The 25,374-nt window shown below is 66.0% G+C and carries 19 protein-coding genes; 12 read left to right on the top strand and 7 right to left on the bottom strand.

Annotated features, from left to right (window positions below; genetic code table 11):
* The first annotated feature begins 188 nt into the window (after positions 1–188).
* From C1Y63_RS11095 to C1Y63_RS11075, 4 genes are all read left to right on the top strand, one after another.
* Complete coding sequence (locus tag C1Y63_RS11095; protein ID WP_106016519.1) at positions 189–1,730, top strand: methyltransferase; 1,542 nt, start codon at positions 189–191, stop codon at positions 1,728–1,730.
* Between the two features lie 128 nt (positions 1,731–1,858).
* Positions 1,859–2,293 carry a D-aminoacyl-tRNA deacylase gene (gene dtd, locus C1Y63_RS11090; RefSeq protein ID WP_106016518.1) on the top strand — a complete coding sequence of 145 codons (435 nt, stop codon included), beginning with the start codon at positions 1,859–1,861 and terminating at the stop codon, positions 2,291–2,293.
* A 298-nt stretch (positions 2,294–2,591) separates the two neighbouring features.
* Positions 2,592–3,578, top strand: a complete 987-nt coding sequence (locus tag C1Y63_RS11080) for a sigma-70 family RNA polymerase sigma factor (protein ID WP_106016516.1) — start codon at positions 2,592–2,594, stop codon at positions 3,576–3,578.
* 369 nt (positions 3,579–3,947) lie between these two features.
* Positions 3,948–4,628 carry a metal-dependent transcriptional regulator gene (locus tag C1Y63_RS11075; RefSeq protein ID WP_106016515.1) on the top strand — a complete coding sequence of 227 codons (681 nt, stop codon included), beginning with the start codon at positions 3,948–3,950 and terminating at the stop codon, positions 4,626–4,628.
* Positions 4,629–4,706: 78 nt separating this feature from the next.
* Here C1Y63_RS11075 and C1Y63_RS11070 read toward each other — a convergent pair whose 3' ends face one another.
* Positions 4,707–5,996 carry a DUF4192 family protein gene (locus C1Y63_RS11070; protein ID WP_106016514.1) on the bottom strand — a complete coding sequence of 430 codons (1,290 nt, stop codon included), beginning with the start codon at positions 5,994–5,996 and terminating at the stop codon, positions 4,707–4,709.
* 343 nt (positions 5,997–6,339) lie between these two features.
* Between C1Y63_RS11070 and C1Y63_RS11065 the strand changes: the two genes are divergently transcribed.
* Both C1Y63_RS11065 and C1Y63_RS11060 read left to right on the top strand, forming a co-directional pair.
* On the top strand, positions 6,340–7,308 hold the full coding sequence (locus tag C1Y63_RS11065; RefSeq protein ID WP_106016513.1) for a PAC2 family protein: 969 nt from the start codon (positions 6,340–6,342) through the stop codon (positions 7,306–7,308).
* Between the two features lie 253 nt (positions 7,309–7,561).
* On the top strand, positions 7,562–10,135 hold the full coding sequence (locus C1Y63_RS11060; protein WP_106016512.1) for an RNA helicase: 2,574 nt from the start codon (positions 7,562–7,564) through the stop codon (positions 10,133–10,135).
* A gap of 78 nt (positions 10,136–10,213) precedes the next feature.
* On the opposite strand, the gene C1Y63_RS11055 is transcribed toward C1Y63_RS11060, so the two are convergent.
* Positions 10,214–11,440: a PTS transporter subunit EIIC gene (locus C1Y63_RS11055; RefSeq protein WP_106016511.1), complete on the bottom strand. Its 1,227-nt coding sequence runs from the start codon at positions 11,438–11,440 to the stop codon at positions 10,214–10,216.
* Positions 11,441–12,207: 767 nt separating this feature from the next.
* Between C1Y63_RS11055 and C1Y63_RS11050 the strand changes: the two genes are divergently transcribed.
* Together C1Y63_RS11050 and C1Y63_RS11045 are read left to right on the top strand one after the other, a co-directional pair.
* Entirely contained in the window at positions 12,208–12,447 is a 240-nt protein-coding gene (locus tag C1Y63_RS11050; protein WP_106016510.1) for a glucose PTS transporter subunit EIIB, read from the top strand.
* A gap of 2 nt (positions 12,448–12,449) precedes the next feature.
* Positions 12,450–12,923: a PTS glucose transporter subunit IIA gene (locus tag C1Y63_RS11045; protein WP_106016509.1), complete on the top strand. Its 474-nt coding sequence runs from the start codon at positions 12,450–12,452 to the stop codon at positions 12,921–12,923.
* 334 nt (positions 12,924–13,257) lie between these two features.
* On the opposite strand, the gene C1Y63_RS11040 is transcribed toward C1Y63_RS11045, so the two are convergent.
* Positions 13,258–13,782, bottom strand: a complete 525-nt coding sequence (locus tag C1Y63_RS11040) for a carboxymuconolactone decarboxylase family protein (RefSeq protein ID WP_106016508.1) — start codon at positions 13,780–13,782, stop codon at positions 13,258–13,260.
* A gap of 3 nt (positions 13,783–13,785) precedes the next feature.
* Positions 13,786–14,382, bottom strand: a complete 597-nt coding sequence (locus C1Y63_RS11035; RefSeq protein ID WP_106016507.1) for a peroxiredoxin — start codon at positions 14,380–14,382, stop codon at positions 13,786–13,788.
* 347 nt (positions 14,383–14,729) lie between these two features.
* Here C1Y63_RS11035 and C1Y63_RS11030 point away from each other — a divergent pair, with 347 nt between their 5' ends.
* Positions 14,730–15,695 (top strand): hydrogen peroxide-inducible genes activator, encoded by a 966-nt coding sequence (locus tag C1Y63_RS11030; protein WP_106016506.1) that lies wholly within the window; start codon positions 14,730–14,732, stop codon positions 15,693–15,695.
* 91 nt (positions 15,696–15,786) lie between these two features.
* Here the strand turns inward: C1Y63_RS11030 and C1Y63_RS11025 are convergent, their stop codons facing one another.
* Entirely contained in the window at positions 15,787–16,887 is a 1,101-nt protein-coding gene (locus C1Y63_RS11025; RefSeq protein ID WP_106016505.1) for a hypothetical protein, read from the bottom strand.
* Between the two features lie 235 nt (positions 16,888–17,122).
* Here C1Y63_RS11025 and hrpA point away from each other — a divergent pair, with 235 nt between their 5' ends.
* Positions 17,123–21,199 carry an ATP-dependent RNA helicase HrpA gene (gene hrpA, locus C1Y63_RS11020; protein WP_106016504.1) on the top strand — a complete coding sequence of 1,359 codons (4,077 nt, stop codon included), beginning with the start codon at positions 17,123–17,125 and terminating at the stop codon, positions 21,197–21,199.
* Positions 21,200–21,308: 109 nt separating this feature from the next.
* Here the strand turns inward: hrpA and nrdR are convergent, their stop codons facing one another.
* A complete protein-coding gene (gene nrdR / locus C1Y63_RS11015; RefSeq protein ID WP_106016503.1) occupies positions 21,309–21,770 on the bottom strand; it encodes a transcriptional regulator NrdR in 462 nt (153 codons plus the stop codon).
* Positions 21,771–22,026: 256 nt separating this feature from the next.
* Complete coding sequence (locus C1Y63_RS11010; protein WP_146128946.1) at positions 22,027–22,311, bottom strand: hypothetical protein; 285 nt, start codon at positions 22,309–22,311, stop codon at positions 22,027–22,029.
* A gap of 523 nt (positions 22,312–22,834) precedes the next feature.
* On the opposite strand from C1Y63_RS11010, the gene lexA reads away from it, so the two are divergent.
* Together lexA and C1Y63_RS11000 are read left to right on the top strand one after the other, a co-directional pair.
* Positions 22,835–23,503, top strand: a complete 669-nt coding sequence (gene lexA, locus C1Y63_RS11005; RefSeq protein ID WP_233195696.1) for a transcriptional repressor LexA — start codon at positions 22,835–22,837, stop codon at positions 23,501–23,503.
* A 531-nt stretch (positions 23,504–24,034) separates the two neighbouring features.
* Positions 24,035–24,823, top strand: a complete 789-nt coding sequence (locus C1Y63_RS11000) for a DeoR/GlpR family DNA-binding transcription regulator (protein WP_106016500.1) — start codon at positions 24,035–24,037, stop codon at positions 24,821–24,823.
* Positions 24,824–25,374 lie beyond the last annotated feature (551 nt).

Below are 25,374 nucleotides of genomic sequence, written 5' to 3'. Positions count from 1 at the left end.
CCTATGGTGGGTGTGCGCTTCTCCCCCGGCTGCCCTGCACCGGGTGCGGCTGGTGCGCCCGCTACGGTGGGGCTTTCTCCCCCGGGTGGTGCTTTCTCCCGCCTCACGTGCTACGGCGCTCGGTTGCGCCCAGCGCGCGGTTGTGCCCTCTTTGTCTTGTTGCTTGATTTTTAAGGTGCCTTTGACCCATGCATGACCTTCTCATCACCCACGCGCCTGCCCTGGTGCGCATTCTGCGGACCCATGGCTACGACACCGCGGGCCTGGCCGAGATTCTCGGGCCCGCCGGACTGGCTGCGGCGGCTCGCCGCGATCCGGTCGGTGTGCGGTGGGCGGCGCGGGGCGACGCTGTCGATCAGCGGGTGGTGCGGGCGTTTTTCGCCCACGAGCCACAGGAGCGAGACTTTGTCGAGCAGCTGCTAGGCGCGGAGATGACCGCCGACCTGGTGGCCTGCGGGGCGCTGCGCGTCGAGGGCACACAACTGCGGGTCGTCATCGATATCCGCCCGGTTATCCTCGGCGGGGCGGAGGTGGTGTTGTTCTCCGACTCGGATGGGTCGATGGCCCGCGGGGAGGATGTGGGGGCCGAACGTGTGCTGGGAATGGGGTCCGCGTCCCAGAGCCTGTTGGGCATGACTCCCCTCACCCCGGCCCGCCGGGTGCTTGACCTCGGGACGGGCTGTGCCGTGCAGGCGCTCGCGCAGGCGCAGGTGGCTGAGCAGGTCATTGCGACCGATGTGCTGGGCCGTGCGGTGGACTTTGCCCGGGCCTCGGTGGCGGGCGCACAGCTCAGTGATGTGGTGGAGGTCCGTGAGGGCTCCTGGTTCGAGCCGGTGGCGGGCATGACATTTGACCGCATCGTCGCCAACCCGCCCTTCGTCGTCGGCATGCCCGACGTCGGCCACGTCTACCGGGATTCCGGCATGAACCTCGACGGGGCCACCCAGTTCGTCGTGGAGAACACCCCCGACTATCTCGCCCCGGGTGGTACTGCCTACCTGCTGGGCGCGTGGGTGCACACCCCGGGTGAGCAGTGGCAGCAGCGGGTGAGCCGCTGGATCCCTTCCCACGGGGTGCACGCCCTGATCCTGCAGCGCGACGTGGCCGACCCCAGCTTGTACGTCGACACGTGGCTGCGCGACGAGGGGTGCGATCTGCGCGAGGAGGCTGCTGCGGCGAAAGCCACCGCCTGGCTGGAGCACTTTGCTGCCCACGACGTCACCGGCATCGGGTTTGGCTACATCGCGCTGCGCAAGGTCGCGGACGAGGAACCGTCGATCGTCCGCTACGAGGACTTCTCCCAGCCCCTCGGGGAGGACCTGGGGGCGGAGATGGAGCATTTCTTCGCGCGTCAGGCGTGGCTCGCCGCTCAGGATGTCGAGTCGATGCTGGCCGCCAGCTATCAGCTGCACCCGCAGGTCGCCCTCGAGGACGTCGCTGTCGCTGACGCCGAGGCGGGCCTGGGGTTCGCCCCTGCCGCGCTGCGCATCAGCCGCATGGATGGCCCCCGCTACAGCCACGACATCACCCCGGAGATCCGCACCCTCCTGGCGGGGCTGCACCCGCAGGGCTTGTCGCTGGGCGACGTGCTGGAGCTCTACGGCGCCACCCAGGGGTTGGACGAGGAGGATCTTGCCGAGCTGCGCCCGCAGGTCGCCAGCGTCGCCCGCGATCTCGTCGACCACGGCCTGCTCCTGCCCGCCGACCTCGTCGACGCCTCCCAGCCCTAGGGCCACCCCTTGGGTTCAGTCCCCCACCATCCCCACCCCGGCACCGTCGGGACGCATCCCGCCCCGCATTCCAGCCTGGTGTGGGTCATGCCCCCATTCTTGACGTGTCTGATTAGGAGTTTGCCGCTATGAAAGCTGTCCTCACCCGTGTCACCGACGCGCAGGTCACCGTCGACGGTGAGATCGTCGGCGCGATCCACGCCCCGGAGACCTGCGGAATCCTCGCACTCATCGGGGTCGAACGCGACGACGCCGACGACGCCTGGGAGACGATGGTCCGCAAGATCGCGGGCCTGCGCATCCTGCCCGGGGAGAAGTCGCCGACCGATTGCGATGCCCCGGTGCTGGTGGTCAGCCAGTTCACCTTGGCGGGGCGGACCGCGAAGGGGCGCCGCCCTTCCTGGTCGGACGCCGCGCCCGGGGACATCGCCGAGCCGGTCATCGAGCGCATCGTCGCCGGGCTCCGCGAGCTGGGGCTGCACGTGGAAACCGGCCGCTTCGGGGCGATGATGGAGGTGACGTCGACGAACTCGGGCCCGTTCACCGTCCTCGTCGACTGCTAACCCGCACGCCTCCATCTTTCGATGGATTTTTCACCCCCCATGCTGGGCATTGGTGTCCAAGCCTCCGGCGACATATGTTGGAAAAAGCCACTGCTGTTATCCATCACGCCTATCGGGCGTCGCGTCACCCCCCACCACACCCGCCTTGGCCAGCCAGGGCAGCCGCCCATCAGGGCAGGCCACGAGGGTGACAGGCACGACCAGGCGGCGCACCCCGGCCGGGCGGGAACTTTCCCACCAGGCGCGGCGTTAAGCAGGGTAAGACAGGCGTTGTTCGTTGTTCTAGGAGGCACACAGCATGACCGCACCGTCCCCGAGCGATCTCGATCGCGATGAGGTTGACCGCGGCAGTCGCCGCGGACACACCAACGACAACCCCTCCGCCGACCTGGTCCGGGTCTACCTCAACGGCATCGGCAAGACCGCACTGCTGACCGCCGAAGACGAAGTGGAGCTCGCCAAGACCATTGAAATCGGCCTGTACGCGCAGCACCTGCTGGACACCTCCGACAACCTCACCCGCGCGAAGAAGCGCGACCTCAAGGTTCTGGTCCGCCAGGGGCAGCACGCCCGCACCCACCTGCTCGAGGCAAACCTGCGCCTGGTGGTGTCGCTGGCGAAGCGCTACACCGGGCGCGGCATGCCACTGCTGGACCTCATCCAGGAAGGCAACCTCGGCCTCATCCGCGCGATGGAGAAGTTCGACTACACCAAGGGCTTCAAGTTCTCCACCTACGCCACCTGGTGGATCCGCCAGGCGATTACCCGCGGCATGGCCGACCAGTCCCGCACCATCCGCCTGCCCGTCCACCTCGTGGAACAGGTCAACAAGCTCTCCCGCATCAAGCGCGAGATGTACCAAACCCTGGGCCGCGAAGCGACCAACCAGGAACTGGCCGAAGAGTCCGGCATCCCCGAAGACAAGATCGAGATGCTGCTCCGCCAGTCCCGTGACCCGGTGAGCCTGGACATGCCGGTCGGCGCCGACGAGGAAGCACCGCTAGGTGACTTCATTGAGGATTCCGACGCCACCGACGCCGAAACCGCCGTCGTGGCCTCCCTCCGCCACTCCGACATCCGCGACGTCATCGCTTCGCTGGAACAGCGGGAGCAGGACGTGATTCGGATGCGCTACGGCCTCGACGATGGCGTGCCGCGCACCCTCGACCAGATTGGCCGCCGCTATGGGCTCTCCCGGGAGCGCGTGCGCCAGATCGAACGCGAGGTCATGTACAAGCTGCGCGACGGGGAGCGGGCCGACAAGCTCCGCGAATACGCCGAGTAAAAACCTAAAATCCCCCAACAAGAAGTTTCTACTTCAACAATTTATAGCCTCGGGTGTGCTGTTTCGCACAGCCGGGGCTATTTTTTGACTAGAGTGTAGGCGTACCACTGCCCCACACTTCCGACCCACCTCGTTCACCGAACATCGCCCCACCCTGGGGCGATGGCGCCACGAGGTCGGCTGCGAACCTGACCCCACTGGGCGAACACGCCCCATGGACGATGGGAACCAACCGGGAATAGACACCCCGCGCCGATGTTGAATGTAGGGCAACCTCAGGTACAACTGAGGGTGAGGGTTTCCGCCACGTGTGGCGGGGCACTTGTGTTCACACTTTTTTAACTGTCACTAGAAGGGCTGCAACTCGCTGTGAAGGACCTAGTCGATACCACCGAAATGTACCTCCGGACGATCTACGAGCTGGAGGAAGAGGGCGTCACCCCGCTGCGCGCCCGTATTGCTGAGCGTCTGGAGCAGTCCGGGCCGACCGTCTCCCAGACCGTGGCCCGCATGGAGCGCGACGGCCTCGTCGTCGTCGCCCCGGACCGCAGCCTGCAGATGACCCAGGAGGGCCGCCAGCTGGCCACCGCCGTCATGCGCAAGCACCGCCTCGCTGAGCGCCTGCTGACCGATGTCATCGGCCTCGACATCCACAAGGTGCACGCGGAAGCCTGCCGCTGGGAGCACGTCATGAGTGACGAGGTGGAGCGCCGCCTCGTCGAGGTCCTCGACATCTACGACCGCTCCCCCTTCGGCAACCCGATCCCGGGCCTGAAGGACATTGGCGTCACCAACGTCCCGGACGCCCACGTCGGCACCCGCCTCATCGACCTGCCGAGCGGCGAAGAGTTCGATGTGCGCATCGTGCAGCTCAACGAGATCCTGCAGGTCGATTCGGAGCAGTACCGCGAGCTGACCGACGCCGGCATCGACGTCAGCACCGAGGTCAAGGTCGTCTGCTCCCAGGGCCAGGTGAAGATCACCTACGGCGACAAGGTCGTGGAGCTCGCTGACGATCTCTCCCACGCGATCCGCGTGGACGTCCTCTAAGGACAACTCACCCCGGCGCGCCTGCGCGCCCCGCCCCACCCCGACGTGGCCCACGGCCGCTTACGGGGTGGGGCTCTCTTATGCCCTCCCCCGGCCGTCGTCGACGGCGGCGCTGCGCGGGTCACCGGCGGCATGCTCCCCCGCAGCGCTGTCGTCCTCGTCGTCGGGGATGCGGTACTCGCGGCGCACGGCGTGCGCTGCCCGCAGGCATGCCCGCTGCAGGTCCGTGAACATTCCCTTGTGGGCGCAGTCGAGAGCCAAGCGCGACAGCCGGTGGTCGGCATCCTCTGCACATGCCGTCATCAGCGCCGGCACCATGTGCATCCGGCAGGGACCGCCCGCCTGGTACAGCGCCAGCAAGGCCAGCGCGTTGATGCGGCGCGGCCCGCGGAAGATGGTGGCGGCCGCGTGCATGAGCTGGTGGCCAGCGACGGCATAGTCCTCGGTCATGGTGCCCATCGCGAGATCCCGCAGCAGCGAATCCCCGAGCACAGTCGCGACGATCGTCATGGCCTCCGGGTCCACGCTCAGCGACTCCGGCGTCTCCTCGCCGGCAACCAACCCCTGCAGCAGGCCCCGGTAGGCCCGCACCAGCGTGGCCACGCCGGCAGCATCCCGCACCCGGGGAGCGAGGATCTCGCCGGCTGCTGCGACCGCCGGGGGCTCGCAGCCGCGGCTGAGCAGGCGGGAGATGCTCTCTTCGGCGCGCTGCAGCACCCGCTGCATGCCCTCCACCCCCAGCGGCGGCGGCACAGGCGCGAAGGTGCCCAGCGCTTCCTCCCGGTCGACGGCGACGGTATAGCCCGCCTTCACGATGGCGCGCATCGCGTGCGTGCCCGCCGGGTCGCCCATATCGCCCGAGTCCCACGCCCCGTTCGGCGAGCGCAGCAACTCCAGGTCGACCACCGCCGCGTCCTCGGCGGGGTGCCCGTGGATGCGGTGGTAGGTCTCCCCCTTGAGCAGCTCGGGCACCACCCAGCAGCCGGCGACGATCGTGCGGTTGGCGTGGAGGAGTCGCTCCACTCGGCGCAGGCGGCGGGTGAGCTCCTCCTCGGCGAGGACGATGGTCTCCCCGATGGTGGCGACCTCCTGGGAGACGACGAGAAGAAACGCCAGCGGCTGGCTGAGGGTGGGGATGAGCCGCTCCAGCTGGCCGAGCGTCTCACCATCGTCGAGGTTATCGAGGTTGACCCGGAGCACCGGGCCCAGCTGGTAGCGGGTCGGACGATCCCCGCTCGTCGGATCTGCGGCGGCGGGCTCCACCTCGTCGAGGGTGAGGATGACGAGCGACTCCTGCGGGAAGAATCCGAGCACGGTGGGGACGGTGGCGAACAATTCGCCTGGGGTGTGTGTGATGTCTGTGAACATGCCTCCACTCTCACGCGCCCGCCGCCGTCGGTGGGGAAGAAAAATTCTCCCCCCGCCTGAATCTGTGGACACCACCCGCCCACAGGCCGCCGCTGTGGATAACTCTCCCCTTGTCGCTGCACAGTGGGCGCGCAGGCAGGTATTCTAGAGCGTTCACCCGCACGCACGGCGCCCCATCCGCAACCCATGCGCCGGGTTCACGCGTACCGTCCACGCAGCCATGCTGACGTGGGAATACGACCGACCGGTGGCGCGGTTGATGTTCATGTCACGTGTCTTACGCACCCCGATGGGGTTCGTGCGCGAGTGACGACACAAATTTTTTCAAGAAAGTGATGATGCAATGAACAACGACAGCAACATGTACGAACTGGCTTACCCGCGCCCCGTCGTCGGCCACTACACCGAAGGCCCGGTGCTCGTGGTCGCGCTCACGGGGTATGCCGACGCGGGAAACTCCTTAAAGATAGTGAACAATCACTTAGTTTCCGCCCTGGAGAACGCCACGATCGCCACCTTCAACATGGATGAACTCGTGGACTTCCGCAGCCGCCGCCCGGCGACGACGATGCGGGACGGCAAGGTCGTCGACGTGGAGACCGTGGAACTCACGTTGAAGGTTGTCAAGGACCTGTCGTCAAAGCCGTTCCTGTTGCTCAGTGGCGTGGAACCAGATTTCCGTTGGAATGCGTTTACGGAGGCGGTGACCGACCTGGTGGCCACCTACAACGTGTCCCAGGTGGTGTTCCTCTACAGCGCGGCCATGAACGTGCCGCACACCCGCCCGCTGCTGATCACAGCCCACGGCAACGCCCCGAAGCTGTGGGGCGACACGCTCGGCTGGGACGCCCACATGGTGATCCCCGGTGCCGCGCAGCTCAACATCGAACACGCCCTGCAGAACAATGGGATGCCGGTGACGGGTTTCACGGCGCAGGTGCCGCACTACTTGGGTGCCGGTGATTACCCGGAGGCAGCCTGGAAGCTGCTGCGCGCGGTGGGCGACACGGGGTCGCTGAATCTTCCGCTCAAGGCCCTGCAGTTGGATGCGGAGCGCGCCAGCGAGCAGATCGCCAAGGAGATCAGCGAGCACCAGGAAATCACCCCCATGGTCGCCCAGATGGAGCAGGTCTTCGACGAGGAACTCGCCCGCCGGCGTAGCCGCGCGGAGCTGGCCCGCGCCGAGGCGGAGATCCCCACGGCTGACGAGCTGGGGTCCATCGTGGAGGACTTCCTCGCCTCCGTCGACCACAGCGCGGAGTTGGGCGAGATCCACGACCATGACGATGATGCGGAGCCCGGCGCGCACTAGCCTTCCCAGGCACCCGCCATCCCACAGCTGCGGGGGTGCTTCCTCCTTAAGTGTCTCCGCAGGCACCACTCCCCTTATCTTTCCCCTCCACCGGGGGCTGGGTGCAGGCACCGTCACGGATCTTGTCCACCCGAGGCGCCCCACCCCGCCCTGGCGGTGCTGTCGCCGTGGTCCCGGTGTTGTCGGTCTGCGCTTGGCGCCCGCACGCTGCGGCTGCGGCCCCTGGGCGCGCCGGTCGATTAAGGTGGGGCGCGTGACTTTGACGAGCCTCATCCCCGATCTCCAGGAAGTGCCGACGTCCCTCGTGGACGAGGCGATCTTCGACTCGTTTCTCGCGTGGACCACCGAGCGTGGCATCAGCCTGTACCCCGCGCAGGAGGAAGCCTCTCTGTCGCTCGTGGCTGGTGACAACGTCATCCTGGCGACGCCGACCGGGTCGGGTAAGTCGATGGTGGCGCTCGCCGCCCACTTCACCGCGCTTGCCCGCGGGCAGCGTTCCTTCTACACCGCCCCCATCAAGGCGCTCGTGAGCGAAAAGTTCTTCGCCCTCTGTGAGGTCTTCGGCCCGGAGAACGTCGGCATGATGACCGGCGACGCCACGGTCAACGGCAACGCCCCCATCGTCTGCGCGACAGCCGAAATTGTGGCCAACATTGCACTGCGTGACGGGGATGCCGCCCGCATCGACCAGGTCGTCATGGACGAGTTCCACTATTACTCCGATCCGCAGCGCGGCTGGGCGTGGCAGGTGCCGCTGCTGGAACTGCACCACGCCCAGTTCCTCCTCATGTCCGCCACCCTGGGCGACACCGAGGCACTCTCGGCCGACTTGAGCGCCCGCACCGGCCGCACCACCACCCTGGTCGCCGGGGCGGAACGCCCCGTGCCGCTGGAGTTCTCCTACGTCTACACCCCCGTCCACGAGACGGTGGAAGAACTGCTCTCCGCGGACAAAGCCCCCATCTACGTGGTGCACTTCTCCCAGCGGGAAGCCTCCGAGCGCGCGCAGGCACTGACGAGCCTTACGATCCTCACCCCGGAGGAGAAGAAGAAAATCGCCGCCGAGATCGGCGAGTTCCGCTTCACCACCACCTTCGGTAAAGACCTGTCGAAGCTGCTGCGCCGCGGTATCGGCGTGCACCACGCCGGCATGCTGCCGAAGTACCGGCGCCTCGTGGAGCGCCTCGCACAGACGGGCCTGCTTAAGGTCATTTGCGGCACCGACACCCTCGGGGTGGGCATCAACGTGCCGATCCGCACGGTGCTCATGACCGGGCTGGCGAAGTTCGATGGCCAGCGGGAGCGCATCGTCAGCTCCCGGGAGTTCCACCAGATTGCGGGCCGCGCCGGCCGCGCAGGCTTCGACACGGTGGGCTACGTCGTCATCGAGGCCCCCGAGCACGAGATTGAGAACGTGCGGCTCCGTAAACGCGCCGGGAGTGATGAGAAGAAGCTCAAGAAGTTGAAGAAGAAGTCTGCGCCCCCTGGCCGGGTGACGTGGACGGATTCGACCTACGAGAGGCTGACGACCGCCGAGCCGGAGCAGCTGAGTAGCCAGTTCAGGGTGACGAACTCGCTGGTGCTCAACCTGCTGGCCCGGGGCGGGGACACGGGTCACGTGTTTGAGGCGCTGCTGCGCGGCAGCCACAACACCCGGGCCCGCCAAAACCAGGACATCCGCACGACTATCGAGTTGCTCCGCGGCCTGGTGGCCTCCGGGGTGGTGCAGCGCGTGGAGCACGCGGGTGCCACGGGCGCTCCGGGCGACCCGGCGGTGACCTACGAGTTGGCGGAGGAGGTGCAGCCGAACTTTGCGCTCAACCAGCCGCTCGCGCCGCTGGCGTTGGCGATGCTGGAGCTGTTCGACAGAGAGTCCGACACCTACGCCCTCGACGTCATCAGTGTCTTCGAGGCGGTCCTCGATGACCCGCGCCCCCTGCTGGTCGCGCAGCAGCGCGCCGCCCGTGATGAGGAACTCGCAGCCTTGAAGGCCGAGGGGGTGGACTACACGGAGCGCATGGCGCTGCTGGAGGAGGTCACCTACCCGCAGCCGCTGGCGGAACTCATTGAGCAGTCCTACGAGACCTACTGTGAGGGCCACCCGTGGGCGCGGGAGTTCCAGCCCTCGCCTAAGTCGGTGGTGCGCGACATGGTGGAGCACGGCATGACGTTCTCCGATGTGGTGGCCACCTACAAGATTTCCCGCGCGGAGGGCGTGCTGCTGCGCTACCTCACCGACGCGTGGCGCACCTTCACCCACACGCTGCCGCAGGAGTACGTGACCGAGGAACTCGAGGACATCATCGTGTGGTTGGGGGAACTCATCCGGCAGGTTGATTCCTCCCTCGTCGACGAGTGGGCGCTCATGGCCGACCCCGAGGCCCCGATTTCCCAGGCCGCCCTGGAGCAGGAACGCGCCTTCGGCGTGACGGACCCGACGGCACTGACTGCCAACCAGCGGGCCTTCGGCATCATGATCCGTAACCTCATGTTCCGCCTCGTGGAGCTCTTCGCCTTCGAGAAGGAAGCGGAGTTGGAGGCCCTCCTCGACTACCTCCCCGAGGCTGGCGGCACGATCCCTGACTTTGGTGCGGCGCTGGACGCCTACTTCGACGAGTACGCCGACATGGACGTCGGGCCCGCCGCCCGCGGCCCGGAGTACTTCCGCCTGGAGCACGCCCCCGGCTCCCGCAGCTGGCACGTGCGGCAGATCATCAAAGACCCCGAAGACGATCGCTCCTTCGCGTTCGACGGCACCATCGACCTCGACGCCTCGGACGCCGCCGGCGAGGTGCGCTTCAGCGAGCTGCGCCTCGACTACTCCTAGCCGCCGCGCACCCCGGCATGACTGTGGACCCCGCACCATCCACCTGGTGCGGGGTCCACAGCGTATGAGGGAGGCGGGTTAGGCCTTGGTGAGGTCCTCCATGACCTTCTGGTCCTCCTCCGGGTTACGGCCCGGGGTCTTCAGATCCAGCTTCGTGATGAGCAGGTAGAACACCACGTAGTAGATCGCGAAGTAGGCCACGCCGACCACCAACAACAACAGCGGCTTCTGTGCGATACCGAAGTTGAGCAGGTAGTCCAGCGCACCGGCGCTAAACAGGAAGCCGTCGTGGATGCCTAGGGCATTGCACACCGCCAGCGAGGTGCCGGTGAGCAGGGCGTGGACGACGTAGAGCGGCCAGGCGACAAACATGAAGGCGAATTCGATGGGCTCGGTGATGCCGGTGAGGAAGGCGGTGAGCGCCAAGGAGACCATGCCGCCGCCGACGTAGCGGCGCATCTCCGGGCGGGCGGCGCGGGTGATCGCCAGGGCTGCGGCCGGCAGGCCGAACATCATCACGGGGAAGAAGCCGGTCATGAAGGTACCCGCGGTGGGGTCGCCGGCGATGAAGCGGGCAATATCGCCGTTGACGACCTGGCCGTCGCTGGTGGTGAAGCTGCCGAGCATGAACCACGGGGTGAAGTTGAGCAGGTGGTGCAGGCCGAGCGGGATGAGCAGACGGTTGACGAAGCCGAAGAGCAGGCCGCCGATCTCGGAGTACTTCACCATCCACTCGGAGGCGCCGTTGAGGACGGCGTTGAAGGCCGGGTAGATGAGCATCATCGGGATGGAGACCAGCACCATCGTAAAACCGGTGATGATGGGCACGAAGCGGCGGCCGTTGAAGAACCCGAGCCAGTCAGGCAGGCGGGTGCGGTGGTACTTCTGCCACAGCATGGCGGCGACGAGGCCGGCGACCAGGCCGGTGAGGACGCCGTACTTGATGGGCTCACCGTCGTCGCCGGTGACGAAGGGGCTCATGCCGGAAAACACGTTGGCCAGCACCAGGTAGCCGACGACGGCAGCAAGTGCGGTGGACCCATCGGCCTTCTTCGCCCAGCCGATGGCCACGCCGACGGCAAACAGCAGCGGCAGGTTGTCGAACAGGGCGCCGCCGGCGGCGCTGAACATGGTCGACACCCAGGCCATGACGGTGTTCGATTCGGCCCAGCGGCCGAGCATGTCGTCCTGGCCGAGGCGGAGCAGCAAGCCCGCCACGGGCAGGGAGGCGATGGGGAGCATGAGGGAACGCCCCAGGCGCTGGGAATAGACCAGCACCTTGTTGGTGGACTTCTCGGAAGTCATTGGTGAACAACTCCTTGATCTTCACGTGCACCGCCGCCCCCACCTCACAGCAGGGTGAGTGAGGTGCGGCGTGCGTGTCACCAGCGAAGAGAGCTGTCGTTCGTGCGCCCGGCCGGCGGCGTCGGCGGGGCGCGCACGCGGTGAGTCTGGGGAAGACGACGAGAGCGCTCCACGGCGGGTGAATGCGAGTGTGCGGGGGCGGCACTCAGCGGTGCGCACCCCACACGCGTGGTGGTCATAACCATCACTATGGGAACACCCTCAACCTAACACCGATACGGAGACCCCGGCAGGGATTTTGAGAAAAGATCAGACCACGCAACCCCACATAGGGGTAATTCCCACAGTGGTCGACATCATCGCACCACCCCACCGAGCCCTACATCCCTGCAGTTCATGGGCGCTTCACGGCCTCCTCCGCGCGTCACATGCGCAGATAGTGATTTTTTGCTCACAGTCCCCATTCGGCGGATATCCACGCGCAGACTTCTGTCAACCACTACACTCAGTGGTTAGAACCAGTTCTTCTCTCCTAGGAGCACCCCGTGCGGCGCACCAGCTGCGACCACACAGCACGATTCACCCCCGGGTAAAGAGGTTCACGCCGCCCGCCCCTGGCGGGAAGCCGCCTCGCTCGCGGGCGCGCCGCGCCGCACGGAGTGCAACAAAACCCCACGATATGGCCGTGTGAGATTTTCCACACACGGTCGGACACCACCTTTTGGGCCACACGTCCCGTACGCTCGACACAGAAAGGCATCACGCTCATGACCACGTTCGACCCTGCCATCCTCCTCGCCGCCCTGGGTGGCGCTGACAACGTCGACGACATCGAAGGATGCATTACCCGCCTGCGGACCGTCGTCATCGACCCCTCCACGGTTGATGAAGCGGCCCTGACCGCCGCGGGGGCCAAAGGCGTGATCGTCTCCGGCGACGTCGTACAAGTCATCGTCGGACCGCAAGCGGAACTCATCGCTGACGACATTAAGGATCTTTTGGACTAACCATGGTTGCCATCTCTAGCCCCTGCCCCGGAACGGTCAAATCCCTCAAGGACATCCACGACCCCGTCTTCAACAGCTACTCCGTCGGCGACGGCGTGGCCATCGACCCCGCCCCCGGCGCTCCCGTGACCGTGTGCGCCCCCTGCAGCGGTAAGGCCGTGCGCGTCATGCCCCACGCCTTCGTCATCCTCACCGAGGGCAGCTTGGGCGTGCTGGTGCACTGCGGGATCGACACCGTCCGCATGCGGGGCGAGGGCTTTGAGCTCCTCGCGGAGCAGGGCGAGACGGTGACCGAGGGCCAGCCGATGGTGCGCTACACCCCGGACGATGTCGTGGCCAAGCACCTTGACCCCGCCGTCCTGGTCATTGCGATGGACACCGATCGCGGTGCCGCGGAGTTCGGGGACCTGCGCTTCGGTTCCGAGGTGAACGTGGGCGATGCGCTCATGACCGTCGACACCGACGCGGTGGCCTAAACCTTAACCCCCTTTGCGGCTCCTCGCCGCACACGTATCTTTCGCGCGCCCCACCCGCTACGCCACGCCTGGCGTGGAGATGGTGGGGCGCGCGTCGTCGTGTGCCACGCCTCTTGGGCGCCCACGCGCGCCCTCCTGCAGCACCAAGGCCTCTCCCCTGCGCCCGCTGTGTCCCCACACGACGCGGCAGAAGACGTCACTGTGCCCCACACATGCAGACAACCCCGCTATCGCTACCGGCCCTGGTGCGGAGGAATCCGCGGGGCCTTTCACGACGGCGGGGTTGTCTCACGACTGGCGTAGAGGTGCCGAGGCACCTACGCGGCAACGTGTTTTAGCGGGCGGCCTCGATGGCAACGGCCTGGGCAACGCCCTGCATGGTGGCGGCAATCTTGACGGCCTCGAAGACCTGCTCCTTGGTCAGGCCCTCGCCACGCACGGTCTTGTCGTGGGCCGCGGTGCAGGCCTCACAACCGTTGATGGTGGACACGGCGAGGGACCACAGCTCGAAGTCAGCCTTGTCGACGCCCGGGTTCGCGATGATGTTCATGCGCAGACCCATCTTGACCTGAGCGTACTCGGAGCCCAGGAACTCCTTCGCACGGTAGGCGACGTTGTTCATCGCCATGATGGTCGCAGCGCCCAGGGCGGCGTTGACGGCCTCCTCGGAGAGGTGCTCCTTGGCCTCGTCGGCGACCTCAGAGAACACCGCATCGTTGCGGGTGGCGGCGGCGGTGGCGAGGAAGGTGCCCCACAGCTGCTGCTCGGTGAGCTCGGTGGAGCGGGACAGGGTGCCCAGGTTGAGCTTGAGATCCTTGGCGTACTCCGGCAGGGAGCCCTTGAGGTTATCGAGAGACATAGGTTACTTCAGACCTTCCTGGAGCTGCTCCATCTTGTTGATGTTCTTGGTGGGGTCGTTCTTCTGCCAGTTGCAGGCGCAGACCTCTTCAGACTGCAGGGCGTCGAGGACGCGCAGGACCTCGTCGACGTTGCGGCCCACGGCGTCCGGAGTGACGGACACGAACTGGATGATGCCGTCCGGGTCGATGATGAAGGTGGCGCGGTCGGCGACACCCTCAGCGTTCTCGACACCGAGGGCACGGATCAGGTCGTGCTTGATGTCGGAGAACATCGGGAACGGAACGCCCTTGAGCTCCGGGTGGGTGGCACGCCAGTTGAAGTGGGAGAACTCGTTGTCGATGGAGCCGCCCAGGATCTGGGTGTCGCGGTCCTGGAACTCCTCGTCGAGCTTGCCGAAAGCGGCGATCTCGGTCGGGCACACGAAGGTGAAGTCCTTCGGGTAGAAGAACACGACCAGCCACTTGCCCGGGTAGGACTCGTTGGTGACGGTCTCGAAGTAATCCTCCGGCTGGGTGGCCTCCACGTTGTGGAGGTCGCCGCCCTTGAGAGCGGTGAGCTTGAACTCGGGGAACTTGTCGCCGATGGTCAGCAGTGCCATGGAAATCTCCTCAAAAGATGTGGCAGATGGAAACGGTGTGTCGCACACCAAGGCCTGGTGGCCCTGGAGTGTGTTGTGGTTGCCGCAAAACTCTCGGACAAAGCGTGTCGCCTCGACCCGAGGTGAAGAAGAGGTGCTGCTTTCCCCACCCGTCCCACGGCATATCGATCGCGTGTGGGGCGGGTGTTCCACCGCCGCCGCTCGCACACTGTGCGTGGTGGAGGCGGTGGCGTCGCACCGTTTGGATGAGAATTTTTTCTTCGTGATGTGGCTTGCAAGTCAGTATGCCCGGGCATCCCACGACTGTCAAGAGGTGTTAGCTTCGCGCGTCATGTAGAGTCATAGGCATGAGCAATAAAGCGTACCGTCCGACGCTGGCCCAGCTGCGGTCTTTCGTCACCATCGCCGAGGTGCGCCACTTCGGTGGTGCAGCCAACAAACTCGGCATTTCCCAACCCTCGCTCTCCCAGGCGCTGGTGAGTTTGGAGTCCGGCCTGGGGGTGCAGCTCATTGAGCGCTCCACACGCCGCGTCATCGTCACCCCGGCGGGTCGCGAACTCCTCCCCTTCGCGACCGCCACGTTGGAGGCAGCGGACCGCTTCCTCGCCCAGGCTCACGGCGTCGGCGGCGGACTCATGGGGCCGGTCACCCTCGGCATCATCCCCACCATCGCCCCCTACCTTCTGCCCTGTTTCTTCGAGATCGTCGCCGAGGAACTCCCCGACGTGCACCTGCGCATCGTCGAGGATCAGACCGCCCACCTCGTCGACGGCCTCCGGGAGGGCAGCATCGACGTCGCCATCCTCGCGCTGCCGGTGGATTCCTCCGGCCTGGAGACCGTCCCCCTCTACGAGGAAAGATTCGCCGTCGTCTGCCCCACCGGCCACGCGTTCGCCGGCCGCACCGATCTGGAGATCCCGGACCTGTCCGGGGACAAACTGCTGCTCCTCGACGACGGGCACTGCCTCCGCGACCAGGTCGTCGAATTGTGCCGTTCCGCAGACCTGCAGTCCCGCAACGCCGTCTCCGACACCCGCCTAGCAAGCCTCGCAACCGTGATGCAGTGCGTCGCCGGCGGCATGGGTGTCACCCTCATCCCCGAATCGGCGATCGGTGTGGAAACCTCTCGGCCCGGGCTGGCCGTCGCCGGCTTCGCCGAGGACGTCAACGCCTCCCGCACTGTCGGCCTGTGCTACCGGCGATCCTCCGGCCGCGCCGACGAGTTCGAGCGCATCGGCAGCATCGCCCAGCGCGCCTTCACCAACCGCGCGCACAACCAGGCCACGGACGCCTCAGAGAGCACCAGCGCGTAGGCCCCGCACACAGACGACGCCGCGCCCCGGCGATGTCCCCATGTGCTGCATGGGCATCAGGGGCGCGGCGTCGTCGCGTCGTCCTCGCCTGCTAGATCAAGCCCTGCTCCAGGGTGGCGTACTCCGCCCCGGCGGCCCGCTGCACCGCGTGCGCCGTCGCGTACTCAAACACGAGCGAGGGAATGAACGTCGTCAGCGGGAAAATCCTTTCCGCAACCCAGCCAGCCACCCCGCCCAGCAGAATCATCGCCAGCAGGCGCCAGTAGTTCTTCACCCCGATGCGCAGCGAGAGCGTGAACGACTCCCACACGCCGATGTCGCACACAATGGGCAGGTACCGCCAGGACAGCAGCAACGGGCTCAGCAGCACGCCGATAAACAGCACGCCGCCGAGCACCAGCAGGGTGACAACCGTCAGCCCATAAAATCCCGTGGGGTCCCCCTCCCCGACGAGGGCGTCACCATCGACGAATGCGGGCCAGGAACTCGGGTTGACCAACACCGAGAACAGCACCGACAACGCCACACCCACGATCACCAACAGCGGCAGCTGCAGGATGATCATCACCCAGACGGTCGTGCCGTAGCGGCGCTTCGGCACTGCGGTGCCCAAGGTGACGCGTTCCCCGGCGGTCGAGCGCAGCGCCACGTTCTGCGTAAGAGGCGTGAACAGCGCAATCATCAGCGAGATGAGCACACCGAAGCCCATAATCGCATTGAGCGCGCGCTGCAGGAAGTGCGCAAGATCAGGATCGCGCAAGAGCTCCTGAGTGTCGTTCCAGCCGACATCAGGCAGCGTGAAAATAATCGCCGTGGCGCCGATGATGCCGATGATGACGAACGCCGCGGACATGCACAGGACCAACAGCACATACGCCCAGGGGTTGCGCACGAACTGCACCGCACCCATCGTCAAGGACTCCTTGATGCGGAACGTGCCGTCGCCGCGAACAATACGCAGCGCGCTTTCCCACTCGGAACGCACGTAGCCGACCGGCCCCGCACCGTACGCCCCCTGCTGGGGTGCCGTGGGCGGCGCCCAGGGCTGAGCGCCCGGGGCGGGGGTGGCACCGTAGCGGTCAGCGGCGGCGCGGCCGGCATCGGTGGGATCGCCGAAGGGGCTGTAGCCGCCGGAAGAATCCTGCGGCGGGGTGCCGTCAGCACCGTTCTGGGGGAATGGGGGCAGGGTCATTGCTCTCCACCTCGAATCAGGGACAAACACGCGTCGCGCGCCACCGGCGGGTACATGAGGGGCAGACGACGAGAAGGTATCCCTCACAGGCTAGCGTGTTCAGGCATGGTTGCGCAGGAGCTTGGGGCACCTTCCCGTCGGCGGGCACAGCCCGCAGCCCGCGGCAGCCGGTGCGGCGGTCACGTTGTCGCGGGTACTGCCCAGTGCCTGCGGCAGATTAAGATGACCGCTTGTTATGACTAGGCGTTCCGCTTCCTCCTCCCCCACCCCCACTCCCTCCCCGTCGCCGTCCGCGGCGGGGTCGTCGCCCCACCCCGGGGCGGCGAATCCCTCCACGCGGGGCGAGAAGCAACGCCGCCGCCGCGGCCGCAGTCGCGGCACGCACCAGCGCGCCCAGGAACCGTTGTCGCCCGCCGTTGCGGAGCGCAAGGTGCACTTAGCGAGCCTGTGTGACGAGGTCAGCCTGTCGGAGGTGCGGCGCTTCAAGTCCCGAATCAACAAGGCCCGCTCGGAGGCGGCGCTCGACGCCATCGAGCGCGACATGAGGGACAACCTTGCCCGCCTGCAGCGGGTCCGGGACCACATTCCTCAGATCACCTACCCGGAGCAGCTGCCGGTCACCGCTTACCACGACGAGATCGTCGACGCGATCGCCCACCACCAGGTGGTCATCATCGCCGGCGAAACGGGCTCGGGAAAAACCACCCAGATTCCCAAGATGTGCCTGGAACTGGGCCGCGGCGTCCGGGGCCGCATTGGCCACACGCAGCCGCGCCGCCTGGCGGCACGCACCGTGGCGGAGCGCATCGCCGAGGAACTCGGGCAGCCGATCGGTGAGACCGTGGGCTACGCCATCCGTTTCGACGACCGGGTCTCCGACACCACCGCGGTGAAGTTGATGACGGACGGCATCCTGTTGGCAGAGATGCAGCGCGACCGTTTCCTCAACGCCTACGACACGATCATCATTGACGAGGCGCACGAGCGCAGCCTCAACATTGACTTCCTGCTGGGCTATCTCAAGCAGTTGTTGCCGAAGCGCCCCGACCTCAAGGTGATCATCACCTCGGCGACGATTGACCCGGAGCGTTTCGCCGCCCACTTCGCCGCCCCGGACGGCACGCCTGCCCCCATCGTGGAGGTCTCCGGGCGCACCTACCCGGTGGAGATCCGCTACCGCCCGCTGGAACGCGAGGAAGGCGACGGCGTCGTCGATATCGACCCCACCGAGGGGGTGGTCGACGCCATCGCGGAGCTCATGCAGGAAGGCCCCGGCGATATCCTGTGCTTCTTCCCCGGCGAGCGCGATATCCGCGACGCCATGGAAGCCATTGAGGCCCGCAAGTTCCGGGGCCTGGAAATCACGCCCCTGTTTGGTCGACTGTCGAATGCGGAGCAGCACCGGGTGTTCAGCCCGCACTCGGGGCGCCGGGTCGTGCTGGCCACCAACATTGCGGAAACATCGCTGACGGTGCCGGGGATCCGCTACGTCGTCGACACGGGTACCGCACGCATCTCCCGCTATTCCGCACGCACCAAGGTGCAGCGCCTGCCCGTGGAGGAGATCTCCCAGGCCAGCGCCAACCAGCGCTCCGGGCGCTGCGGCCGCGTCGCCGAGGGCATCGCCATCCGCCTGTACTCGGAGGCCGACTTCCTCGCCCGCCCCGAATTCACCGACCCGGAGATCCTGCGCACAAACCTCGCGAGCGTCATCCTCGCGATGGCGAACCTCAAACTGGGCGACATTGAGGAGTTCCCCTTCGTCCAGGCCCCGGATCACAAAGCCATCCGGGATGGTTTGCTGCTGCTCCACGAACTGGGCGCGCTGGCCCCCGGCGAGGACCACGGCGCGCCGACGCTCACCCCCATCGGGCGGCAATTGGCGCGCATCCCCGTCGACCCGCGGCTGGCGCGCATGCTCGTCGAGGCACACCACCGGGGCTGTGTGGCGGACGTGCTCATCATCGTCGCCGCGCTGAGCCTGCAGGACGTGCGCGAACGCCCCCTGGACTACCAGGCACAGGCCGACCAGATGCACGCGCGTTTCAAAGATCCCCACTCGGATTTCGCGAGCCTGCTGAAACTGTGGGACTACATCGACGCCACCCGCGCCGAACTCACAGGCAACAAGTTCCGCACCCGCATGAAAAAGGAATACCTCCACTACATGCGGATCCGGGAGTGGCGGGACCTGGTGCGACAGCTGCGCAGCATCATCGACGACCTGGACTGGACCTACGGGGCCTACGACCCGGATGCCCGCAACCTCGACCTCATTCACCAGTCACTGCTGGCGGGCCTGCTCAGCCACATTGGTCTGCGCCAGGCGGAGACTCGCGAATACGCCGGCGCCCGTGGTTCCCGCTTCGTGATCTTCCCCGGCAGCGCGGTGGCGAAGAAGCCGCCACAGTTCGTCATGGCGGGCCAGCTGGTGGAAACCTCCCGCCTGTTCGCCCGCGACGTCGCCGGCATCAACCCCGCCTGGGCGGAAGAACTCGGCGGCGAGTTGCTGCGCCACCAGTACTCCGACCCCGTCTGGTCGCGCAAGCGCGCCGCAGCGATGGTGAGCCAAAAGACCACCCTGTTCGGGGTGGCCTTGGTGGCGGACCGGCAGGTGCCGTACCACGTGGCGGACCCCGCCGGGGCCCGCACCATGTTCATCCGGCATGCCCTCATCGAGGGCGAGTGGAACACCCACCATAAGTTCTTCCACGCCAACGCCACCAAGCTGGCGGAGGCTGCGGAACTGGAGAACAAGGCCCGTCGCCGCGACATCGTCGTCGACGACGACACACTCTACGACTTCTACGATGCCCGCCTGCCGGAGACCATCACCACTGGCCCCCGTTTCGACCGCTGGTGGAAGAAGGAGTCCAAGCGCACCCCGGACTTGCTGGACTTCGACCCCTCCAAGCTCATCAAGGCCGGCGCGCAGGAGGTGGAGGAATCCGCCTTCCCCGACAAGTGGCACCACCGCGGGCTGGATGTGGTGTTCGACCTGGACTACAACTTCCTGCCCGGCGCCGACGACGACGGTGTCACCGTGCGGGTGCCGGTGCCGCTGCTGGGGAGCATCCAGGAGGAAGAATTCCGCTGGCTGGTGCCCGGCCTGCGGGAGGAGCTCCTCACCGAACTTATCCGCACCCTGCCGAAAGCCCTGCGGCGCACCGTTGTGCCCGCGCCCGCGTTCGCCGCCCGGGTGTTGCCGGCCATGAAGCCCTACGTCGGCACCGTGGAGCAGCAGCTCGCCGAACAGTTGCGCACCCTCGGGGCGCGTGGCATCGAAGCCAGTGACTTTTCCCCCGAGGCGCTCCCCGCGCACCTGCGGCCCTCGTTCGCCGCCGTCGACAAGCGCGGCCGCATCATTGACCGGGATCGCTCGATCGAGAAGCTCAAGCAGCGCAACGCGCGCCACATCTCCAGCAGCGTGAAGAAGGTCGGCGCGGCCGTCCACCACGACAGCGCCTCCGAGTGGACTGCCGCCACCCTTGGCACGATTCCTCGGGAGCTCACCACCACCGTCGATGGTCAGGCCCTGACGACCTACCCCGCGCTCGTCGCCACCGGCGACGGCGTGGCCGTCCAGGCCTTCCCCACCCAGGCAGCCGCGGACGCCAGCCAGCTCACGGCAACCCTGACGCTGCTGCTGAGGAGCATCCAGGTGCCCACGAACAAAATGGTCAACGGGCTGCCGCTCACGCAGCGCGTCGCGGTGGACAACTACCCCCACGGCGGTGCCGATGGACTCGTCGCCGACGCGCGGGTGGCCGCGATTCGCGATGCGCTCATGGCCCACGGCGGGCCCGTGCGCGACCCCGAGGCCTTCGCGCAGCTGCGAGACATCATCGCCAAGGAGACCCCTGGGCGGGTGCGGCAGATGGTCGTCGCTCTCGCGCCGGCGTTGGTGACCTACGCGCATCTCCGCGACGAACTCGCTGGATGGTCGGGCCCCGCCATCGAGGACATGCAGCGCCAACTCGACGGCCTGCTACCCCCACAGGGCCTGGCGACGATGGGTGCGGATCGGATGCGGCACCTCCCCCGCTACCTGGAGGCGATGAAGATCCGCCTCGACGACATGGACCGCGACCCCGACCGCGATGAAGACCTCGCCGAGCAGGTCGCCGACGTCGAAGATGCCCTCGAGCAGGCACTGAAGAAGCTGCCGGCGGGTGCCGACAAGTCGGCCGCTGTAAAGAACATCCGGTTCATGATCGAAGAATTCCGCGTCAGCCTCTTCGCACAACGGCTCGGTACAGCGGGTTCCATCAGCGCTCGCCGCATCGAAAAAGCCATCGCGGCACTCCGCTAACACCCCACTGGCACCACAGGCGCCGCGGTTCGTCCCCCACACGACTGAGACACGCCGCGGCGCGTGTCCGTGGTGCACCTTGCACCATGAAGCGGGGCGCGACGCCCTACTACTGCATCGCAGAGCGGGCCGCGCGCCGCATCATGCGGATCTCTTTTTCGAAGTCTTCCGCGCTATCGAAGCTGCGGTACACAGAGGCAAACCGCAGATAGGCCACCTCATCGAGTTCCCGGAGCGGATCGAGAATCGCCAGACCAATGTCGTTGGCGTTGATCTGCGAACTGCCCTTGAGGCGGATGGCTTCCTCCACCTCCTGTGCAAGGCGCTTCAACGCGTCGTCGCTGACGTTACGGCCCTGGCAGGCGCGCCGCACACCCTGAATCACCTTGTCGCGGGAGAACGGCTCCGTCACGCCGTTGCGCTTGACGACGAGCAGCATCGCTTTCTCCACGGTCGTGAAACGGCCCCCACACTTCGGACACTCCCGGCGGCGACGGATCGCCGCGCCGCGGTCAACCACGCGGGAGTCGATCACGCTGGAATTCTGGTTCTGACAAAACGGGCAGTACATTGGGCGGCCGACCTGACACCTTTCACTGAGGCGAACAACACTGGAAGCGAAGCAACCGAGGGCACAAGAGGATGCGCCTGGGCTCGCTGCCCACAGTAATCCGCCGCCACGCCACACGGCATCCCCGCAGTTCACCCCACAACCGGGTCACAGCGAAAAGAAAAAGTCCCGGTGACTGCAGCGGTACGTCGTACTGCAATCACCGGGAAGTCTGAGGCGCGCCCCACCCGCGGGGCAACGATGGGCCCGGTTGCTACTACTGGGCAGCCACCGAGGACATGTACTGGAACCCGGCCGGGGGCTGAGGGGCTTCCTGCTCGGTCGGCCCGAACACGAGCAGCGTCAGGCCGAGCAGGGCACCAAAGAAGCCGCCGAGCACAACGGAGGAAAAGCGCCGCTTCTCCCCCTCGCTTGCGACCGGCTCACGGTGGTGCACCGTGGTGGTGCGCACGGAGCTCACAGCGCGCACCGCAGGCACCTGGCTGGGCTCGAAGACAGCCGTGCGGGACAAAGCAGCAGGGGTCATAGTCGGTGCAGTCAAAAGGATTCCTTTACTTGAAGCCAGTGAGTCCGAAGAGAAGAGACTCGAGAAGAGAACGATCAGTGGCAGCGGCGCACGGAGCGGCTGATTTACTCCAACCTCGCAACTGTGAGCGCTTGAAGAATCCTAGAGACGACCCCGGGATCCGTTCGAAGCAACTCGCCGCCATGTTCGAGCAACGCTTGCCTGTTCGATTTTTAACACAGCCCGCGCGCTCGAACAAAATCGAACACGATTTTTCGAATGTTCGCTCGCATCATGCGGACTTTTCCTGTACTGTCAGGTGCAACAGGCCGCAGGCTTCGAATATTCCACCTCGAACGTTCGACGAGGATCGAGGGAAACTCCCCACAGGGAAGTCGTCGAACATCGACACCGGAGAAGGTTCGAACACTGCCTACCCCCTCGTTGTCCACAGTGCTGGCAGAATCGAATGAATCGACCAGCAACTATGGCTAAGATGGGTACTCAATGCCATAAGGCCCGGCCAGCCCCCGCACCGAATCCAAGGAGCACACCGTTCATGAGCGTCAAGAACCCCGACATCTCGACCCTGTCCGACCGACAGCGCCGCATCCTCGAAGTCATCCACGACGCCGTGTTGCTGCGCGGCTATCCGCCGAGCATCCGTGAGATCGGCGACGCCACGGGCTTGCAGTCCACGTCCTCGGTGGCGTACCAGCTCAAGGAGCTGGAGAAGAAGGGCTTCCTGCGGCGTGACCCGAACAAGCCGCGTGCTGTGAACGTGCGCTCCCTGCCCCAGGACATCCGGCCCAGCCGGAAGCGGGCCAAGAAGGAACTCAAGGAAGACGCGAACGATCCCTCGTACGTGCCCGTGGTGGGCCGCATCGCCGCAGGCTCCCCGATCCTCGCCGAGCAGAACATCGAAGAGTACTTCGCCATGCCCGTGGAGATCGTGGGCGAGGGTGAGCTGTACATGCTTAAGGTCGTCGGCGAGTCCATGCAGGAAGCGGGCATCCTCGACGGCGACTGGGTTGTCGTCCGTTCCCAGAAGGTGGCCCAGCAGGGCGACTTCGTGGCCGCCATGCTCGATGGCGAGGCAACCGTGAAGGAGTTCCACAAGGACTCCACCGGCGTGTGGCTGCTCCCCCACAACGCCCTGTACGAGCCCATCAAGGCCGACAACGCCAAGATTCTTGGGCGCGTCGTCTCCGTGATCCGCAAACTCTAAGCGCCCCCTCGCCCACGAAGGCCCCGCACACTGCGGGGCCTTCGTCATGCGCCCATAACGAAGGCAGCACCCCGCAGGCTTGGATGGCCACCACGCCACCCGCCTCACAGACTCCCCTTCGACGACCCCACTGCAGCTGCGACGAGGATCACGGCGACGGCTCCCCATCGTCAACTCCACCCATTCGGGGGTGAAGTGGCGAAAAACTCCTACCTCTTCCCGCCGCGCCGGCGCCGGAAAAACCGGGCACGAATCTGTGCTTTTAGCTGCGGCGACGCCAGCATCTTCCCAAGACAGATGCCCGGGTCTGTGGGATTGCCCGCCAAAGTTGGCGAAAAAAGTGTCTGAACATGCCCAAAAAACCGGGCAAGCGTGACACACTGGTAGGTGGGTTCGGACAGAATCGCAGGCGTGCGGTTACTGTTTTCACCCGAATGAGAATGTCACCGATTCTGTGGCGGGCAGTCTGACGCTAGACTGCGCATCTCGTCACCTACTTATGACTTTGCACTTATACAAGGAGAACACACGATGTACGCCGAGGAGCGCCGCCGCCAAATTGCCTCGTTGACCGCTGTCGAAGGGCGCGTCAACGTCACTGAGTTGGCGTCTCGTTTTAACGTCACCGCCGAGACTATCCGCCGTGACTTGGCGATCCTCGACCAAGAGGGCACCGTGCACCGTGTCCACGGTGGCGCTGTTGCGAGCCAGAATTTCCAGACGACGGAGTTTACGGTCGATGCACGATCGAAGTCCGCATCCTCCGCGAAGAACGCGATCGCGCACGCCGCATTGCAGTTTCTCCCCCAGGCTCACGGCGGCTTGTTCCTCGACGCGGGCACGACCCTGTCGACCTTCGCTGATCTGATCTCTCAGAATTCTCAGGCGCGTCATTGGTCGATCGTGACCAACTGCCTTCCCATCGCGCTCAATCTTGCGTCCGCGGGTCTTGATGAGGTGCAGCTGCTGGGCGGTAGCGTGCGCGCGATTACTCAGGCGGTCGTTGGCGATACCGCGCTGCGCACGCTGGCGCTCATGCGCGCTGACGTTGCGTTTATCGGCACCAACGCTTTGACCCTGGACCATGGCCTGTCGACGGCCGATTCCCAGGAGGCTGCGGTCAAGCGCGCCATGATTATCAACGCCCGCAAGGTCGTCGTCCTGTGCGATGCGTCCAAGATGGGCTGCGATTACTTGGTGAGTTTCGCCACCCTCGACGACATCGACGTCGTCATCACCGACAAGGGTGCCCCGCAGTCCTTCGTCGACGCTCTCCGGGAGCGCAACATTGAGGTCATCATCGCCGAGGACGACAAGTAAAACATCTCCCCGCCCCGCAGCGTGCGGCTATGGCTGGAAATTTCCTCCGACGCCCGCAGGCCACCGACGTCGTGGACTGCGGGCGTCGTCGCGTCTGAGCAGCGCTACTCTGCTGGCTGCCACGCCCCCAACGCGACATCCGCCCGCAGGGCAAGGATTACCCCGGGGGAGTACACCGGTACCCCGTGCGCCGAGGCGTAGCGACCGACGAACCCCACACGAGAGGTGTCTCGCGGGCCGCTACGCCCCGGGCAGTCGCAGTCTCAGCGACAGCAGCACCCATCACGCGTGTGTGGCCACGAGAAAACCCTGGGCACCGTCTCCCGACTTGGCTCATCCTAGTGCACACTCCACCTACCCTGTGATGCGCGCTACAACCTCCTGCAGATGGTCCGGCAACGGCGGCAGTGTCAAGTCGCCTAAGCAAGTTGTTCATCGGACAGTAGTTTATTAAAGACCTCCACCGGGGACCACGAATCCAAACACCGCCGGGGACGGATATTGATCTCGTTCGCGATCATGTCCAGCAGCTCCTGATCGGTGGGCAACGC

It is taken from the genome of Corynebacterium sp. 13CS0277 (assembly GCF_002994655.1).
GTDB lineage: Bacteria > Actinomycetota > Actinomycetes > Mycobacteriales > Mycobacteriaceae > Corynebacterium.
This window is presented reverse-complemented; position numbering and strand designations above follow the sequence as displayed.